Genomic DNA, 16,099 nt, shown 5'->3' with positions numbered 1-16,099 from the left:
AACATTCGCGACCGTTCGCACAACCCTTTCATATTCGCGCATTGAACGTGAGATACAAGGCCGATTCCCGGAGGTTCTCGTAATAGATGCGGTTGACGGCTCTGCGGAGGGCCTCGCTCGGCAGGGCGTCCATTTGATCGAGATCGAAGTCGGTCACGTCGATGATGGTGGTGGGGAGTTCCTCACTCGCATCTTCCATCGATCACTCTATTCGGCTGGTCCGACCGTTTTTGGGGCTGACCGAATTCGGCGCACGGAGCAAGGCCACTTCCGTCATCCCGCATGGGCATGGTCGAGGCTAGCCTCATCCCGCAATGACGACTATGTCCCATGGCGCGTTTTCCGTGTTCGGCCAGAACCGAATCATGGGGCTGCCGCGCGCGGCGTCCCGGCGGGGGTCACTTTTCCGAGTCGGCGGCGCACGCGTCGGTCTCGGGGGACGGCCCGGGAACCGGCGGGCCGGACGGCGCGGCGCCGGACAGCGCACCGGGCCGAAGCGGGACCGTCCCGGACGGGCCCGGCTCGTCGGGATGCGGCGGATCGCCGGCGAACCTGTTCAGCATCCCGTTGGAGGCGTAGTGCAGGACGTTCACGACCAGGATCGCCGGCGCGACGATCCCGACGGTGCCGCGGAAGTCGGGTTCCAGCGCCAGCGCCAGAATGATCGCGGTGATCCCGTTCTGCTGGCCGAGGGCCAGGTGGACGCGGTCGCGACCGCTCAGCCCGCGCTCCAGCACGGGCACCACGAGCAGCGAGATCAGCGCCTGGGCGCCGAACGCCGCGACGCCCAGCACCACCGCGGGAAGCAGGTCGGCGCCGTTCACCAGCAGCAGGCCGAGGGCGAAGGAGGCGATCAAAAAGGCGGTCGCCACGGCGCGGTCGATCACCTTCGCGTACGTCCCGAGTCTGAGGAAGAGACCGATCACCGCCACGGCGAGCATCAGCATCCAGTGGGCCGCGACGAGGAAGACGCCCAGGAGCACCGCCATGGAGAGCAGATCGGCGAACCGCCCGCCCGTCTTCGCTCGCCGCCGCCCGGAGGCGGGGCCCTCGGGCTTCCGCAGGCCCCGCAGCGCGACGAAGACCAGATAGGCCGCGGCCGCCAGCGCGAGGTTCAGCCCCAGGTCGGCCAGATAGGCGCCGAGCCCGTCCCCCGAGGGGCCGGCCTGCGGCGATCCGTCCCGCCCCGACAGCCGGAAAGCGAGGATCGAGAAGTAGAGGGAGAGGAGCACCGTCACGGGGTCGTCGAACGAGGCCCAGGCGAACAGGAGCGCTTTCGCCCGCGACGACATCCGGCTGTTGGCCCGCATCGCGGCCACCGAGAGGGGGTCGATCTGCGCGACGGCGATGCCGAGGACCAGGTAGCGGGCGTCGTGGAACACCAGCAGCATCACGCCGGCGATCAGGACCGCCTTGATGACCACGCCCAGCGTGACGGCGACCAGCACGCCCCGGGCGTCCTGCCGGAGCGCCTTGAGATCGATCTCGTGCGTGCTCCCGTACAGGCCGATGGCCAGCAGGAACCCGGCGAGGAAGGAGTACCAGGCCGACCCCGCGAGATCACCCGGATGGACGAGGGCGCCCACCCCGAGCCCCGCCGCCGTGGCGAGCAGTGCCCCCACGACGATGAGGGGAACGATCCGCGACAGCCGCGATACGCGCGCACCCAAAAGGCGTTCTCCGTTCCATGGGCCGGTCGCGCCTCTCGACGGAGCACCGGCGTCCGATCGACGGACCCCCTCAGCCAAGAACATCATAAAAAAAGATCAGGTGCCGCCGAAAGCCCGACCCGATATCCGCCGACTTACCGCCTGACCGAATCCGGCAACCATGGTAAGGCCGGATATGGTCATGGCGTCGAGACGATGGCCCGCTCGAAGTCAATCGGTGGACTCAAAGCGTCAGAAGGCCGGGCCGTGGGGGGAGGGGGCTGCCGGATTGGCGGCGAAAGCGTCTTCCTCGTCGCCTTGGCGGTAGGCGGATGCCTGTAGTTCGTACAGTTCGGCGTAGAGGCCGTTCAGGGTCATGAGGTCGTGGTGGGTGCCGTGCTCGGTGACGCGGCCGCCGTCGAGGACGTAGATGCGGTCGGCGTGGCGGACGCTCGCGAGGCGGTGGGTGATCAGCAGGACGGTGCGGCCGTGCTGGGCGGCGTGCCGGCGGATCTGGTCGAACAGGTGGTGTTCGGCCCGGGCGTCGAGCGCGGCGGTGGGCTCGTCGCAGATCAGCAGGGGGGCGTCCCGGTAGAAGCCGCGCGCGGCCGCCAGCCGCTGCCACTGGCCGCCCGACAGCTCGCACCCGTTGGCGAAGCGCTTGTCCAGGAGGGTGTCGAGACCGAGGGGGAGGGCGGCGATGACCTGGTCGGCGCCCGCGTGGGCCGCGGCCTCGTCGACGTTCGCCCGGACGCCGGCGGCGGACAGGTCGTCGCCCATGGTGATGTTGTCGGCCGCGGTCATCGGCCAGTGGGTGTGGTCCTGGGCGACCACCGCGATGGCCCGCCGCAGGGCCTCGGGATCCAGGTCGCTCGCGCGGGTGTCGTCCCAGCGGACCACGCCGTCCTGCGGGGCGTAGAGGCCGGCGAGGATCTTGGCGAGGGTCGTCTTTCCCGATCCGTTCTCCCCGACCAGCGCGACGATCTCCCCGCGGCCGAGCCGCACCGACACCTCGCGCAGGGAGGGCTTGTCGCTGTCGGGGTAGGTGAAGGTCACCTTCTCGGCATGAATGTCCTGGAACCCGCGCAGCGCAGCGAGCTGCTTCTCGATGTCGCCCGGTTCGCCGGTGCGAGCCCGCTGGACACGCTGCTCGGCGTCCTGGCAGTAGGCCATGTAGTCGCTGAAGTACAGGCCGTCCTCGTAGCAGCGGTTCAGGGCGTAGACGAGGTTGACGAGGGACGTCTGCCCGGCGCGGATCGCCAGGACGGCCGTCCCCGCCACCGCGAGCGGCATCACGCCCCGCCACAGGAGCAGCCCCAGCGCCGTGTACATCAGCGCGGTCGCGACACCTTTGAGGACGTCGCCCCAGACCTGGGACATCGTCTGCCGGCGCGCCAGGTCGAGCAGGACGCGACGGACGTGGGCGGCCAGTGCGGAGTACTGGCGCAGCAGGAAGGCGCGGACGGTGAAGGAGCGGACCTCGGCGGCGTGGCGCCGCTCGGTCATCAGGTCCGACATGATCCAGCTCCGCCGCCGCACTTCCACCAGGTCCAGCTGGGTCAGGTATCCCAGTCGGGCCGCGCGGACCGCCGCCCACCCCTCGGGCAGGGCCGTCAGCAGCAGCAGCGGCAGCAGCACCGGGTGCAGCACGCCGAGCGCGCCGGCCGCCGCCGCGACGCCGACGGCGGCGGTGAACAGGTCCACCGCGTTGTCGACCATGGACGGGGCCGAGTCCATGCCCCGCATCCGGGCCCGGTGCAGGTCGTCCTGGAACTCGGCGTCGTCGAACGCCGCCAGCTCGATCGCGGTCGTCAGCTCGTACAACCGCTGCTCGACGATCTGCTCGACCTGCGGGCGCAGCCGGGCCTGCGCCCACTGCGCCGCCGCCGCGAACGCCGCGCGGATCGTGACCGCGGCCCCGACCAGCGCCAGCTGCGGCGCGGCGGCCCGCACCCGGTCCGGGGTCGGGCCCACCGAGAACAGCGCGGTCAGCACTCCGGTGGTGGCCAGCAGGCCGAACGCGGTGAACACGCCCGCGGCCACGTTGAACGCGATGGTCGCGGCCAGGTCCCGAGGGTTCGCCCGCCACGCGAGCCGCATCACCTGCCCGATCAGGGTCGGCAGCCGCCGAGCCATGGTGAGGGTCCCGGTGCCCGACAGCTCGGCGGCCTTGCGGTACCACTTGTGCTCGCTCAAAGCCGGTCCCATGGGCGCCTCGACCGGCGCGGCGGCGCGGCGACGACGCAGCCTCATCGGCCCACCTCCGGGGTCGGCGACGTCTCGCGATCACCAGAGCGGGCGACACTGGTCATGGAACCGGCCTCCAGGCAGGGGACGGGCACCACCCTCTGCGCCGCGCCCGGGTGCGAGGAAGGGGTGCGGCGGTCTCTGGCCCCGCGCTCCCACGGCACAGTTCTCCACCCGTCGGGTAAGCCTCCGATGCCGCGCATAATGTGATCGTTCACTGTGGGAGCGTGCCGTGCGGCTCGTGCCGGACGGCGGTCGGGACTCGGGACGGGATGAGCGGGAGACGCGAGGTCGACTCGGCGGCGGCGGACTACGTGCGCGGCGGTTCCGGGCCCTTCTCCGTTTTCCATCTGCTCCTGGGCATCGCCGTGCTGGTGTCCGGGACCTTCGCCTTCAACGCCATGGTGGACGAGATCGGGGCCACCCGGCGTGCCGCCAGAGGTGACGGAGTCCAGGGCGTCTTCACGGCGGAGACGAAGGTGTGCCCGCGAGGCGGATGCCTCTGGTACGGCCCCTTCCGGGACGGTCGCGACGGGCACGTGGTCATCGACCGGGTCGAGCTGCGGGGCGATGACGACCGTGCCGTCTCCGCCGGCGACGCCGTCCCCGCCCTCGACGTCGGTTCGCCGGACTTCGTCCAGGCGGTCGGCGGAGCCCCGAAGTGGGGCGAGGCGTTCGGCGCGGGAGTCCTCGCCGTCATCGCCGCAGGCTTCGGCGCGTGCTCGATCGCCTGGGCGCTGCGGGGCGTGTACTGGTCGCGGCCTCCGCGCGCGTCGCGCAGAGCGGAGGCGCGACGCCGCGGCCGTTCCGTGCTGCGCGACCTCGCCGGCCGGGACCGCTGGGGGTGGACGGCCCGGCCTGGACGGTCCCTGGTCCGGGTGAAGGTGGCCAGGTCATGGGGGAGGACCGTAGCGGCGGCGGTCGTCCTCGTCCCGGCGGGTGCGGCGGCGCCGCTTCTCCTCGCCGGGTGGTTCGCCCGCCAGGAGGGGGCCACGTTGAGCGAGTCGATCGCCGGCCCGTGGGGGCCGGTCCTCACGGCCGTGACGGTGACCGTGGCGATCCAGGCGCTGAGGCTCGTCCTGGTGCGCCCCCGGATGTGGGTGAGCGAAGAAGAGATCGTCATCTGGGACGGGCCGCTGCTGTGGAAGGCGCTGCGGATTCCGCGCTCCGCGATCGTGGCGGTCCGCCAGGGCACCGAGCCGGATCGGCGCCGTGAGAAGGAATCTGCGCTTATGACGCCGTTCAGGGAGGAGGTGAATCTCCTCCTGCGGACGCGGGACGCCATCCGCCTCCCCGCCCGGCGTCTGCGGTGGGGAAACTGGTTGTGGGTCATGCTGACCTCGGACGACGGCCCGTCGCGTCCGACGATCCCTCAGCGAGGACGTCCGGTCCGCTCCCTGTGGCTGCGGGTCGAGGAGCCCCGCAGGGTCGCCACCGACCTCGACCGCTGGCTGGCGACAGAGGAGGCGGACCGGCCGGTACCTCCATCGGCCGATCACGCCTATCAGGGCAGGCATCGGACGCATCGCGGAGCCGGTGCCACACGCCTCAAGATCAACGGACGGCTTCCCCAGCCGCTGCTCGCCGAGTTCGTCAACGAGGGGCCCGGGGCGCTGGAGGCCTCCCTGCGGCGCACCGAGTTCGGCCGGGGGATCCCGGTGGTGTCGTGCGGGCCCGGCGCTCCGCCCGCCACCACCGTCCTGGACGACCTCTGGGTGGCACAGGAAGAGCTCACCCGCCGCTTTCTGCACATCGAGGCGGCAGGGGTCTGGACCGTGACCATCAGCGGACCGGAGCGGTCACGCTCGTTCGCCGGCTCGGCCACGGGGCACGGAGCTGAGGTGCTCACATACGAAGGACCGCCCGGAGTCGCCGTCCTGTCGTGCCCGGACGGGGCGTTCTACGAGGTCCATCTGCGCGGCCCCGACCTGACCGGGCTCTACGGCCGCAGGGCCGTGGCATCCGCGGGCGCGCCCGGGCCGGGGACGGCGGACGGGTTCTCAGGACCGAGCCGGAGCACATTCGCCGTTCCTTCTGGAGCCGTACTCCAAGTGCGAACCGACAGCACCGAATGGCGCATCGACGTGACTCCGCTGGAGCAGGCCGATGTGGATTCCGCGGTGGGAGACAGCGGCGCCGTGCCGCCCACCGGCCATGTCAGGCCGTTCGAAAACCTCATCGCGGGCGATCGAGCCGCAGTCGTGCGCTATCTGGGACCGCCGGGGCGCGTGCTGTTCCGAGGCGAGGGCGACTTCGGCCTCGTGCAGCTCGGTGACACCCTTGCCCCGTTGCGGACGCTCGTGCCCCCGGCCGGCGAACAAGCGCTGGAACTCCGGGCGCACACGCTCCTCCAGGTCACCGGCGGCTCCGGGACCTGGTCCATGGAAGAGGCGGCGCGACCGCAGGCCCCCACGCCTCGACTCCCGCGCCTGCCCCGTCAGGGCCGGCGTCAGCCTATGCGGCCGACGCCCCCGTAAAGCCATTTGCCGACTTCGGCGGCCGGTTCATCCGTCTTGTCGTTTTCTGGATTCCACGCGTCGATGGTGACCAGACCGGGATCGACGAACTCGAAGCCGTCGAAGAAGAGCTCGATGTCCGACTTGTTGCGGAAATAGATGGGGGTGGGAGTGGCCGCGTAGGCCCCCTCGATCTGCTCGACGGCCTCCGCGGAGTGCCCTTCCGTCGTCACATGCGTCGCGGCGAGGTGGCTGCCCGGCGCGAGGGCCTCCCGCAGGGGCGCCATGACGTCCTCCCGCTCCTCCAGGGTGAGGAAGTGCGTCATGGCGATCATCAGGACGCCGACCGGAGCGGAGAAGTCGATCAGCCCGGTGCTCCGGGCGTGGTCGAGGACCTCGGCGGGTCGGCGCATGTCGGCCTGCGCGACGGTGGTGAACTCGTTGGTGGCGAGCAGGGCGCGCCCGTGCACCAGGACCACAGGATCGCTGTCGACGTACACGACGCGGGCGTCCGGGACGATCTCATGGGCTATCTCGTGCGTGTTGCCGACGGTCGGCAGCCCGGAGCCGATGTCGAGGAACTGCCGGATTCCCCGGCGCGCCATGTAACGCACGGAGCGGCGCAGGAACGAGCGGTTCTCCAGGGCGAGCTCGCCGATCTCCGGCATGGCCTGCGCGACCCGGTCCGCCGCGTCCCGGTCCACCTGGAAGTTGTCTTTTCCATGCAGGTAGTAGTCGTACATGCGGGCGACGCTCGGTCGGGTGAGATCGATTTCCGGGGACAGGCCATCCTCGGCCACGTACGACCTCCACCCAAGATCAAGTTATTGCCGGAGTAAGACTAGCCCGACCGGGACACGGTGGCCAAGTTCGGCCGGATGATCGGGTTGACTTCTTTTTCCCGGCATTGCGCGAGGCGGCGTCGCCGGAAAAGGCGCGGAGTCAGGCGGGCGGCTTCCGCTGGAATCGCGGTTCGTGGCCGGTGCTCCGGTGCCTGCGCCGAGGCAGCCCGGCCGGCTCCCCGGAGGGAGCGTTCGGGGGCGGGGGAGGCGCGGCCGTCCGCGATCGGATGCCTTCGCCCGGGGGTTCCGGCGTCCGGGCGACGGGCTCGCTCCGCGGCGCCGGAGGAAGGACGGGCTCGGTCCGTTCGATGAGGGGCGGTTCGAAGGTGGCCAGCCCGTCGGCGATGAGGGTGGCGAGGTCGCTCATGACCGGGAAGAGGCCGCGTCCGAGGGCGAAGGCGATGTCGCGGGGCGTCCGGCGGCCGTTGATCTTGGCGAGCAGTTCCCGCCGCTGGGCGTTGACGGGCACGGACTCCGGGGGCCGGCCGCTCCGCGGCCTCGACCGCACGGTCAGGCCGAGCACGGCCCAGGACTGGGCGAGGTCGAGCCGGCGGCGGATCTCGCGGGTGGCCCGTTCGGCGTCCAGGCCGGGATCGGACGCGAGCAGCGGGACGGCGTCGTCGGGGTCGGCGGTGCAGGTGCGGACCCCGCACAGGGCCATGGCGAACAGCGCGTCGGCGACCGCGGCGCGGGTGATGACCTGCACGCCGGCGTCGCCGAGGAGCCCGCGCACCACCAGTTCGCGCTCCAGCCGGCCCTCGGGGGCGCCGGCGGTGAAGGCGGCGGTCCAGTCGGCTTCGCTGATCCGCCCCGACCGCAGCAGCAGCGGCTCGGGTCCCGGCGCGGCAGGGGTGGAGGCGGCCACCACCAGGCCGTCGCGCATGCTCACCGAGCCTCCCGGGGACCCGTCCATCCGCAGGGTCCCGGTGAACCGCTGCCGGCCGCGCCGGGTCAGTGCCGAGATCAGCACGCCCGCGTGGTCACGCCCACGTTCTGCCGGAAGCTGCGCTTCTGATGCCATCTGTCCCTTCTCGCCTTCTCTGATGCCCCTTTGAGTGTGGCCACGGCGCCGCTTCGGCGTAATCCGAGGGCTTCCCGGTTGTGGAAGCCCGTTCGCGGGATATATTAGCGTCCGAAATAAGCAATTCGTCGGGAGTGGTATGAACATCGAAACGGCGCTCAAGGAAGCCATGGCGATCGAGGGCGCTATGGGCGCGGCCCTGGTCGACTATGACAGCGGCATGTCCCTCGGGTCGCTCGGAGGCGGCCCCGATCTCGACCTGGAGATCGCGGCCGCCGGCAGCACGGAGGTCGTGCGCGCCGAGGTCCGGACCCTGGAATCGCTGGCCATCGACGACTCCGTCGAGGACATCCTGATCACCTTGAACCGGCAGTACAATTTGATCCGCGTCCTCGGGCGAGGTCATGGTCGCCTGTTCCTCTACCTCGCTCTCAACCGGGAACGCGCCAACCTGGCGCTCGCCAGGCACCACCTGCGGCGCATCGAAGCCGAACTCAGCGTCTGACCGCGTCTCCGTCTCGGGGCGAATTGGGGGGAACGGGTATGCGCGAAGCCGTGCTGGCGGAACTGCAGGCACTCCGTGGCCAGGTCGTGGGCGTCACGGACGCCGCCGTGGCGTCGGTCGACGGGATGCTGGTGGCCTCCGACACCGACGAGGTCCGGCCCGACGTCCTGGCGGCGCTCGCCGCCGCCTCGCTGGGCCTCGGCCGAAGCGCGGGGAACGAGGTCGGCATGGGCGAGCTGCGCGAGGTGGTGACCCGCTGCCAGAGCGGTCACATCGTGGTCTACGCCGTCCAGCGCACAGGACTGCTCGTCGTGCTGGGCGACGAGGGACTGGACGTCGCCGACCTGCACCTGCAGTCCCGGGCCACCGTCGACCGCCTCGGCGCCATTCTCGCCCAGAACTGACCGCCGAACGTGCTTCGCGGCGCGGGGACGTCTTCTGCGAGCGGCGAGCGCGAACGCCGCCCGCAATGGCGGGAGAAGGCTCTGACTAATGGCGAATACGAGGATGTCCCACCTCAATTGATGAGGGGGCAGGGGCGGAATCCCTTGGTGACGAGCCAGATCCCCAGTGACGCTTCCCAGACGATCTCCGGCGCCGTGAACAGGAAGTTCACAGGGGACTGCTGCTCGTAGGCGCCGAACAGGACGGCGGTCGCGGTGGCGCAGGCGATGGGGCCCCCGATGAGCCCGATGAGCGCCATGGGGCGCGGCACCAGGCCCGACCGGTACATCAGGTGGCCCAGCAGCAGTCCGTTGCCGAAGCCCGCGCAGAAGGCGGGGCCGAGCAGGAACGTCTGATCCTTCAACGTCACCAGTGACCGGCCGACCAGAGCGGCGTCGGCGCCGCCTCCGCCCGACAGGTCCTGCCGCAACGCCACGACGGCGAGCACGCAGACGACCCCCACCACGATGACGGTCGATTCGAGGATCCGCGAGCCGACGTAGCCGAGGGAGACGCTCTCGCTCTGCCGCTTCAGGATCGGGAACAGCACGACCGCCGTCGCGATGTTCGCGACGGCGGTCAGGATCTCCAGGAGTGCTCCGACCCGCACCTGCGTGTCCGCGCCTGCTCCCACGATGTAGTCCGCGTCGTTGAGGACCGGGTCGTACAGCAGCACCGCCGGGATCGACAGGACGAAGGTGAGGATGAACCAGACACCGGCGATTCTGGCTCTTCGCTGAACGGCGTCCACCGAGGTTTCCGGAGTCCGAGATGTGCTCGTGTCCACGCGACTCTCCAAGACGTGCGCCGGTCCGCGTCCGGTTGCCGGGATAGTCGTAGGGAACCACGGCGAACGGCCCTTGTCCCCACCCTCCGGTGGCCGGATCCGGAGCACCGGGCGGTACCGGGTCGTAGTCTCGGAAGGGGCGTGAAAGCCCGGCGATGCGCTCGTCAGTCCGGTGCGGTGAAAGGATGATCGGCATGGGACAAGTCGTGGTTGACGCGGAGAGCACGTTGCAGGCGAGCCCGGACCAGGTCCTCGGAGCGCTCAGCGACTACACGGGGGTCCGTTCCCGCATGCTGACGGAGCACTTCAGCGAGTACGAGGTGCGGGAAGGCGGCCAGGGCGAGGGCACGGTGGTGCACTGGAAGCTGGCGGCCACCAGCAAGCGGGTGCGCGACTGCCTCTTCACCGTGAGCGCCCCCGCGGGCGACCGGTTGGTGGAGCGGGACGCCAACTCCTCGATGGTCACCACGTGGACGGTCACCCCCGCCGACGGAGGCGCGCGCGTCCACGTCACCACCACCTGGGACGGAGCGGGCGGCATCGGAGGCTTCTTCGAGCGGACGTTCGCTCCCAAGGGCCTGCAGCGCATCTACGACGCCCAGCTGGCCAAGCTGGCCTCCGTGCTGGGCACGTGACCGCCCCGCCCGACGAGGTCTACCGGCGGCGCTCCGCCCGCGTGCTGCTGGTGGACGACACCGACCGCGTCCTGCTGTTCCGCTGGCCGAAGGCCGCCGGCGACCCCGAGGCGGGCCACTGCTGGATCACTCCGGGCGGAGGCGTCGAGCAGGGCGAGACCCTGCGCGTGGCCGCCGCCCGCGAGCTGCGCGAGGAGACCGGCCTGATCGTCTCCCCGGAGGAGCTCGGCCCGCAGGTCGCCCTGGCCTCCGGCTACGCCGATCTCGGCTGGGCCCGAGGCGTGTTCCGGGACGACTTCTTCCTGTTCCGCACGCGGGCCCTCGACATCGACACCACCGGCTTCACCCGGATCGAGCGCGAGCACGTCAGCGCCCACCGCTGGTGGCGGATCGAGGAGCTGGCGAGCGTGGAAGAGCCGGTCTACCCCCTCATGCTCGCGGAACTCCTCACCGACCTCCTGGCGGGCCGCACCCCCACCGAGCCGATCCGCCTCCCCTGGCACCACTGAACAACCCACCGAACGTTGGCGGGGTCATCCGTGGGGGGTGAGGGAGGTGAAGCCTCCGACTATGGCTCCGTAGCCGACGTGGGCGAGGACGGTGACCAGTGGTGTGCTGGGTCCGTAGTTGAGCATCAGGAACCCGGGGGGTTCCAGGAGGGCGACCTTGGGGGCGCTGGTCAACGGGCTGCCCATTCGGGGGTGGACCAGCGGCAGCAGGATGTTGACCAGCGCGGTGCCGGCGAACATCCCGTGCACCAGACCGAAGAGAGCCCCGAGCCCCCAGCCGGCGTGGCCGATGGCGAGGAAGACGGCGTAGTAGACGAACGCGAACACCTCGCCGCTGACGAAGTGCAGGAGGTAGCCGATCGCCTTGGCGCGGGCCCGGTTGGCGGTCAGGGCGGTGCCGAGCAGGAACGGCAGGTCCGCGCGGGTGAGCTTGAACTCGCTGGCGGCCCGCAGGACGGTGGTCAGGACCAGGGTGGCGACGAAGGCGCCCGCGGCGGTTCCCCAGGCGCTCACCCGACCGCCTCCCCGGCGACCGAGCCGATGGCGCACGCGGCGTTGATCAACGCCAGGTGGCTCAGGCCCTGGGGCAGGTTCCCGAGGAAGGCGCCGGTGTCCGGATCGATCTCCTCGCCGTAGAGGCCGACATCGTTGGCCAGGCCGACCAGGTCGTCCATGAGGGCGACGGCCTGGTCGAGGCGCCCGGTTCGGGCGAGGCACTCGGCCAGCCAGAACGAGCACGCGAGGAACGCGCCTTCGGTACCGCTCAACCCGTCCTCGCCGGAGTACCGGTCGACGAACGGTCCGTGCCGCAGCTCGCGGCCCACGGCGTCGACCGTGGCGCGCATGCGCGGATCGTCGGGCGGTGCGTAGCCGTGGAGGAGACCGAGCAGCACGGCGGCGTCCAGCTCCGAACTATCGGCGGAGCGCGTGTAGCAGCGGCGGCGGGGCGAGAAGCAACGCGTCTCGACGAAGTCGCGCACCTGGGTGCGGGCGAGGCGCCAGCGGGCCGAACCGCGGTCCTGGATCAGTCCGCGCTCGCTCAGGTCGACGGCCCGGTCGAGCGCGACCCAGCACATCATCTTCGAGTGCGTGAAGTGCAGGGGCTCGCTGCGGACCTCCCAGATCCCCGAGTCGGGACGCCGCCAGGCGGCGCAGACGAAGTCGGCCAGCTCGGCCAGGCGCCGGGCGAGGTCCGCGTCCAGCCGTCCGGCGGCGCCTGCGTACAGCCAGCCGGTCTGCAGCAGCTCACCGTAGGTGTCCAGCTGGACTTGGGCGCCCGCCGCGTTGCCGATCCGAACCGGCCTGGAGCCCCGGTAGCCCGCCAGGGGGAGCGTCCGTTCCGGGGCGTGGCCGCCCCCGTCCAGGCGGTAGAGCACCCGCAGCCGCGGATGTGTGAGCTGGGTGGCGTGCATGAGCCACCAGAAGTAGGCGTCCGCCTCGGCGGGGCACCCCAGCCGGAGAAGCGCGTCGAGGGTGAACACCGAGTCGCGGACCCAGGAGAAGCGGTAGTCCCAGTTGCGTCCGCCTCCGACCTGCTCCGGCAGCGAGGAGGTGACCGCGGCCGCGATCGCCCCCGAGGGAGCGAAGATCAGGAGCTTGAGCGCCAGCGCGCTGCGCAGCACGGCGTCCCGCCACATGCCTTCGTACGAACGTTCCCGCGTCCAGCCGCGCCAGGCCGCGATGGTGTGCTCCATACGGGCGTCGCATTCGGACCGGGTCGGCAGGACGAGCGGTTCCTGGTGCGCGAACGGCATCGTCACCAGGGCCTGCCGCCCCGCCGCCAGTTCGAGGCGGCCACTGATCGCCCGGTCGGAGCACACCGGCTCGCCCGCGTCCCAGGCGCAGACCGCGAGCGCGTCCCCGCCGGCCACCACCACCGGAACACCGGCGCGCCGTGTGATCCGCGGACGGCGGGCACCGTAACCGAACCGCGGCTGCACGCTCCACCGCAACGGCACGACGCCGGTCACGCCGTCGAGGCGCCGTTGCAACTCCCGCATCGGCCCCAGCGTTTCGCCGCCTTCCAGCGTCATGGAGTCGGTGACCCGCACACTGCCGCGGCCGGTGGTGAACGTGGTCTCCAGCACGTTGGTGCCTGGAAGGTACCGCCGGACGACTGTGAACGGTTCCTCCGGCTCCAGCAGGAAACGGCCGCCTCGCACGGGATCCAGGACGGCGGCGAACACCGAGGGGGAGTCCAGGTACGGCAGCCCCAGCCAGTCCACCGACCCGTCGACGGCGACCAGCGCGGCGCTGCGCCCGTCCCCGATCACCGCGTAGTCGCGCAGCGGGACGTGGCCGTCGCTCCGCCCGATCGCCATGAGTCAGGGCCTCACTCGGTCACGGCCCATCGCTTCCTCCCTATGACTCCAGGAATTCCCGCAGTTCACCGCCCTGAAGCGCTCAGACGGCGAGTCGCTCGGCGCCGCGGCTTTGAGGCGTGTGGGAGGCGACCTGGATTCTCCCCAACCGGTGTTAGAGGCAAATTGACCCTCTATTGAGTGCTAAATACTGGTTTGAGACGTATGTGTGGGAGATGGCCGATGTGGACTTCTCGGCGCTGTTCCAGGCGTTGCCCGTAGCGTGCTCGATCCTGTCGCGGGAGTGGGAGTACGTGACGGTCAACTGCGCGTACGAGCGGGCGTCGGGGCGGTCGCGCGAGCAGTTGATCGGCCGGTACGTGTTCCACGTGTTCCCCGGCGGGCCGGAGGGGGACAGCGCCCGCCGGCTGAAGGACTCGCTGGAACGGGTGGTGAACGAGGGCGAGGCCGACCGGATGGGCCTGCAACGCTACGACGTCGAGGAACCGGCGGGGTCGGGGGTGTTCCAGGAGCGTCACTGGACCATCGTCAACACGCCGCTGCTGGGGCCGGACGGGCGGGTGGCGTGGGTGGTCAACCAGGTGGAGGACGTCACCGGGTTCGTCCAGCGACTGCGTGAGGCCGACGCCAGTGCCGAGCCGGTCCGGCAGGCGCTGGCGGCCGGGACGAAGGCGGTGGAGGCCGAGCTGTTCGCGCGGGCCCGTGAGCTGCAGGAGGTCAACCAGCGGCTGCGGCGCGCCCAGGCGCGAGAGCGCCACGCCGCGGAGGCGGCGCGCCGGGCCCTGGAGATCCAGCAGCAGGCCATCGCCGACACCTCGCATGACCTGCGCGGCCCCGTCTCCGGCCTGCGAACCCGTCTGGAGGTCGCGCTGAGCGACCCCGAGGCAGACTCCCGCCTGGTCCTGGACGCCGCGCTGCACGACGCCGAACGCATCGGCGACATCGTCGCCGACCTGCTGGAGCTGGCCCGGCTGGAGGCCCGCACCCCGCTGGACACCAGGTCGGTCGACCTTGCGCGCCTGGTGCGGGCCGAAGTGGACCGCCGAGACGAAGCACACCGGACGCCGGGCGTGCGGGTCACCGTCGACGCCGAGCCGGGCGTCATCGTGGACGTCTCGCCCGTCCGGCTGACACGCCTGCTGAACAACCTGCTCGACAACGCCGAACGCCACGCCCGAAGCCGCATCGAGGTGACGGTCGCCCGCGAGCGAGGGGAGGCGGTCCTGAACGTCACCGACGACGGGCCCGGCATCCCCGCCGACGAGCGCGAGAGCGTCTTCCGCCGCTTCTTCCGGCGCGCCGACGCCCGCCGGTTCGATCCCGAGGGCAGCGGACTGGGCCTGCCCATAGCCCGCCAGATCGCCCAGGCCCACGACGGCAGCCTGCACATCGCCGACCACTCGCCCGGCACTCGCTTCACGCTGCGACTGCCCCTCCAGGAGCCTCACGACGGCTTCTAGGCTCGCTGTACGGTGCTCCGGCAGCACCGCCACCGAGGCGCCGGGCCTGGCCGGCCTCGGCTCAGCCCGAGCCTGGGCGGAGCGGCGAGGTCCACGCGGCTTCAGGCCAGGGTCCGGGCGGGCGCGGCCTCCCAGGTGAAGCCGTCCGGGTCGGTGAAGGCCTCGTCGCCGCCGGCGAGCACGAGCCGGTGCGAGCCGGTGCCGTCCTGGGGGACTCCGATGTCCTTGGCCAGGGCGCGGAGCGGGTAGAGCGCCAGCGTGACGGCCGAGGACGGGGTGTCGAACTCGGCGTACTTGCCCCCGAAGCTCTTGGCGACGGCCAGACCGCGGTCGACGTAGAACCGCTTGCTCGCCTTGACGTCCGCGACCCCCAGCAGCAACGCGATCTGGTCGAACTCCCGGGCGGGGGGCGCGGAGTCCTTCTTCTTGGAGGACGCGACCTTGCAGATCGTCCCGTCCGGGGCCTGGACGACGCCGCCGTAGCCCCAGAAGGACTTCGTGGCGGGCTTCAGCGTCGTGGCGCCGGCGTCGACGGCGGCGCCGATGAGGGCGTCGACGTTGCCGGGCTGGGACGCGACGAGCGACAGCGCGAAGCCGCGGAATCCCATGGCCGGCTCGTCCGAGGCGCGGACGTTCACGCGGTCGGCGATGCCGAAGGCCTCGTAGAAGGCCTCCGCGGCCGCGGGGTCGGAGACTTCCAGGGTGACGGATGCGAAGGAAATCATGATGCTTCTTTCTCGGTAGGTGGTTCTCGTCCGGTGGCGACGGTCGTGCTCAGCGGTCCTGGATCAGCCCGAGGACGTTGCCGTCCTGGTCGGTGACGGTGGCGACCAGCCGTCCGGCGCCGACGTCGTGCGCGGCCTCCTTCACGGCCGCGCCGGCGGCGGTCAGCTCGGCGAGCTTCGCCTCGATGTCCGGCACGTGCCAGTAGGCCACCGGCGAGGTCATGCCCTGCGGGCCGCCGTCCGGGACCAGCCCGATGTGCTGGCCCCCGACCTCGAATCCGACGTAGTAGGACGAGTCCGTCTGCGGGGCCTGGCCGAGAAGGGCGGTGTACACCGCCTTGGCCTTGGTCAGGTCGCTCACGGGATGCAGCACGGTCCTGATCCCGCGGACGGGGGAGCCGTTCATGGTCACTCCTGGAGTCGGGGGCCGCGTCGGCCCGCTGTTCAACTGCACCCAGCCTCGCGCCGAGGCCGCCCCGGCCACATCCGTGGCGGCTA

16 protein-coding genes are annotated in these 16,099 nt (G+C 71.1%); 6 read left to right on the top strand and 10 right to left on the bottom strand.

The window, feature by feature from the left end:
- Positions 1-28: 28 nt before the first annotated feature.
- From ABD944_RS13620 to ABD944_RS13610, 3 genes are all read right to left on the bottom strand, one after another.
- Positions 29-199 (bottom strand): hypothetical protein, encoded by a 171-nt coding sequence (locus ABD944_RS13620; RefSeq protein ID WP_345175947.1) that lies wholly within the window; start codon positions 197-199, stop codon positions 29-31.
- Positions 200-398: 199 nt separating this feature from the next.
- A complete protein-coding gene (locus tag ABD944_RS13615; protein WP_345175944.1) occupies positions 399-1,670 on the bottom strand; it encodes a hypothetical protein in 1,272 nt (423 codons plus the stop codon).
- A 231-nt stretch (positions 1,671-1,901) separates the two neighbouring features.
- On the bottom strand, positions 1,902-3,902 hold the full coding sequence (locus ABD944_RS13610) for an ABC transporter ATP-binding protein (protein WP_345175942.1): 2,001 nt from the start codon (positions 3,900-3,902) through the stop codon (positions 1,902-1,904).
- A gap of 266 nt (positions 3,903-4,168) precedes the next feature.
- On the opposite strand from ABD944_RS13610, the gene ABD944_RS13605 reads away from it, so the two are divergent.
- Positions 4,169-6,373 (top strand): hypothetical protein, encoded by a 2,205-nt coding sequence (locus ABD944_RS13605; protein ID WP_345175940.1) that lies wholly within the window; start codon positions 4,169-4,171, stop codon positions 6,371-6,373.
- Here ABD944_RS13605 and ABD944_RS13600 read toward each other — a convergent pair.
- Both ABD944_RS13600 and ABD944_RS13595 read right to left on the bottom strand, forming a co-directional pair.
- On the bottom strand, positions 6,346-7,152 hold the full coding sequence (locus ABD944_RS13600) for an SAM-dependent methyltransferase (protein ID WP_345175939.1): 807 nt from the start codon (positions 7,150-7,152) through the stop codon (positions 6,346-6,348). The genes ABD944_RS13605 and ABD944_RS13600 overlap by 28 nt on opposite strands.
- A 142-nt stretch (positions 7,153-7,294) precedes the next feature.
- Positions 7,295-8,164: a hypothetical protein gene (locus ABD944_RS13595; protein WP_345175937.1), complete on the bottom strand. Its 870-nt coding sequence runs from the start codon at positions 8,162-8,164 to the stop codon at positions 7,295-7,297.
- Positions 8,165-8,354: 190 nt separating this feature from the next.
- On the opposite strand from ABD944_RS13595, the gene ABD944_RS13590 reads away from it, so the two are divergent.
- Positions 8,355-8,720, top strand: coding sequence for a hypothetical protein (locus ABD944_RS13590; RefSeq protein WP_345175935.1), 366 nt, complete (start codon positions 8,355-8,357; stop codon positions 8,718-8,720).
- 38 nt (positions 8,721-8,758) lie between these two features.
- Positions 8,759-9,124 (top strand): roadblock/LC7 domain-containing protein, encoded by a 366-nt coding sequence (locus tag ABD944_RS13585; RefSeq protein ID WP_345175933.1) that lies wholly within the window; start codon positions 8,759-8,761, stop codon positions 9,122-9,124.
- 113 nt (positions 9,125-9,237) lie between these two features.
- On the opposite strand, the gene ABD944_RS13580 is transcribed toward ABD944_RS13585, so the two are convergent.
- The gene (locus ABD944_RS13580) at positions 9,238-9,915 is read right to left on the bottom strand and encodes a DUF4386 domain-containing protein (protein WP_345175932.1); all 678 of its coding nucleotides are present in this window, start codon (positions 9,913-9,915) and stop codon (positions 9,238-9,240) included.
- Positions 9,916-10,145: 230 nt separating this feature from the next.
- Here ABD944_RS13580 and ABD944_RS13575 point away from each other — a divergent pair, with 230 nt between their 5' ends.
- Together ABD944_RS13575 and ABD944_RS13570 are read left to right on the top strand one after the other, a co-directional pair.
- A complete protein-coding gene (locus tag ABD944_RS13575) occupies positions 10,146-10,586 on the top strand; it encodes an SRPBCC family protein (protein WP_345175930.1) in 441 nt (146 codons plus the stop codon).
- Positions 10,583-11,095, top strand: coding sequence for an NUDIX hydrolase (locus ABD944_RS13570; RefSeq protein ID WP_345175927.1), 513 nt, complete (start codon positions 10,583-10,585; stop codon positions 11,093-11,095). Before ABD944_RS13575 ends, ABD944_RS13570 begins: the two co-directional genes overlap by 4 nt.
- Positions 11,096-11,119: 24 nt before the next feature.
- Here the strand turns inward: ABD944_RS13570 and ABD944_RS13565 are convergent, their stop codons facing one another.
- Together ABD944_RS13565 and ABD944_RS13560 are read right to left on the bottom strand one after the other, a co-directional pair.
- Positions 11,120-11,608 (bottom strand): hypothetical protein, encoded by a 489-nt coding sequence (locus ABD944_RS13565; protein ID WP_345175926.1) that lies wholly within the window; start codon positions 11,606-11,608, stop codon positions 11,120-11,122.
- Positions 11,605-13,416, bottom strand: a complete 1,812-nt coding sequence (locus tag ABD944_RS13560; protein WP_345175924.1) for a glycoside hydrolase family 15 protein — start codon at positions 13,414-13,416, stop codon at positions 11,605-11,607. Before ABD944_RS13560 ends, ABD944_RS13565 begins: the two co-directional genes overlap by 4 nt.
- Before the next feature lie 215 nt (positions 13,417-13,631).
- On the opposite strand from ABD944_RS13560, the gene ABD944_RS13555 reads away from it, so the two are divergent.
- Positions 13,632-14,876, top strand: coding sequence for a PAS domain-containing sensor histidine kinase (locus ABD944_RS13555; RefSeq protein WP_345175922.1), 1,245 nt, complete (start codon positions 13,632-13,634; stop codon positions 14,874-14,876).
- Positions 14,877-14,977: 101 nt separating this feature from the next.
- Here ABD944_RS13555 and ABD944_RS13550 read toward each other — a convergent pair whose 3' ends face one another.
- Positions 14,978-15,601, bottom strand: coding sequence for a VOC family protein (locus ABD944_RS13550; RefSeq protein ID WP_345175919.1), 624 nt, complete (start codon positions 15,599-15,601; stop codon positions 14,978-14,980).
- 49 nt (positions 15,602-15,650) lie between these two features.
- Positions 15,651-16,007: a VOC family protein gene (locus ABD944_RS13545; protein WP_345175917.1), complete on the bottom strand. Its 357-nt coding sequence runs from the start codon at positions 16,005-16,007 to the stop codon at positions 15,651-15,653.
- Between the last annotated feature and the right edge of the window lie 92 nt (positions 16,008-16,099).

This window comes from Actinomadura verrucosospora, assembly GCF_039540335.1.
Classification (GTDB): Bacteria; Actinomycetota; Actinomycetes; order Streptosporangiales; family Streptosporangiaceae; genus Spirillospora; species Spirillospora verrucosospora.
This window is presented reverse-complemented; position numbering and strand designations above follow the sequence as displayed.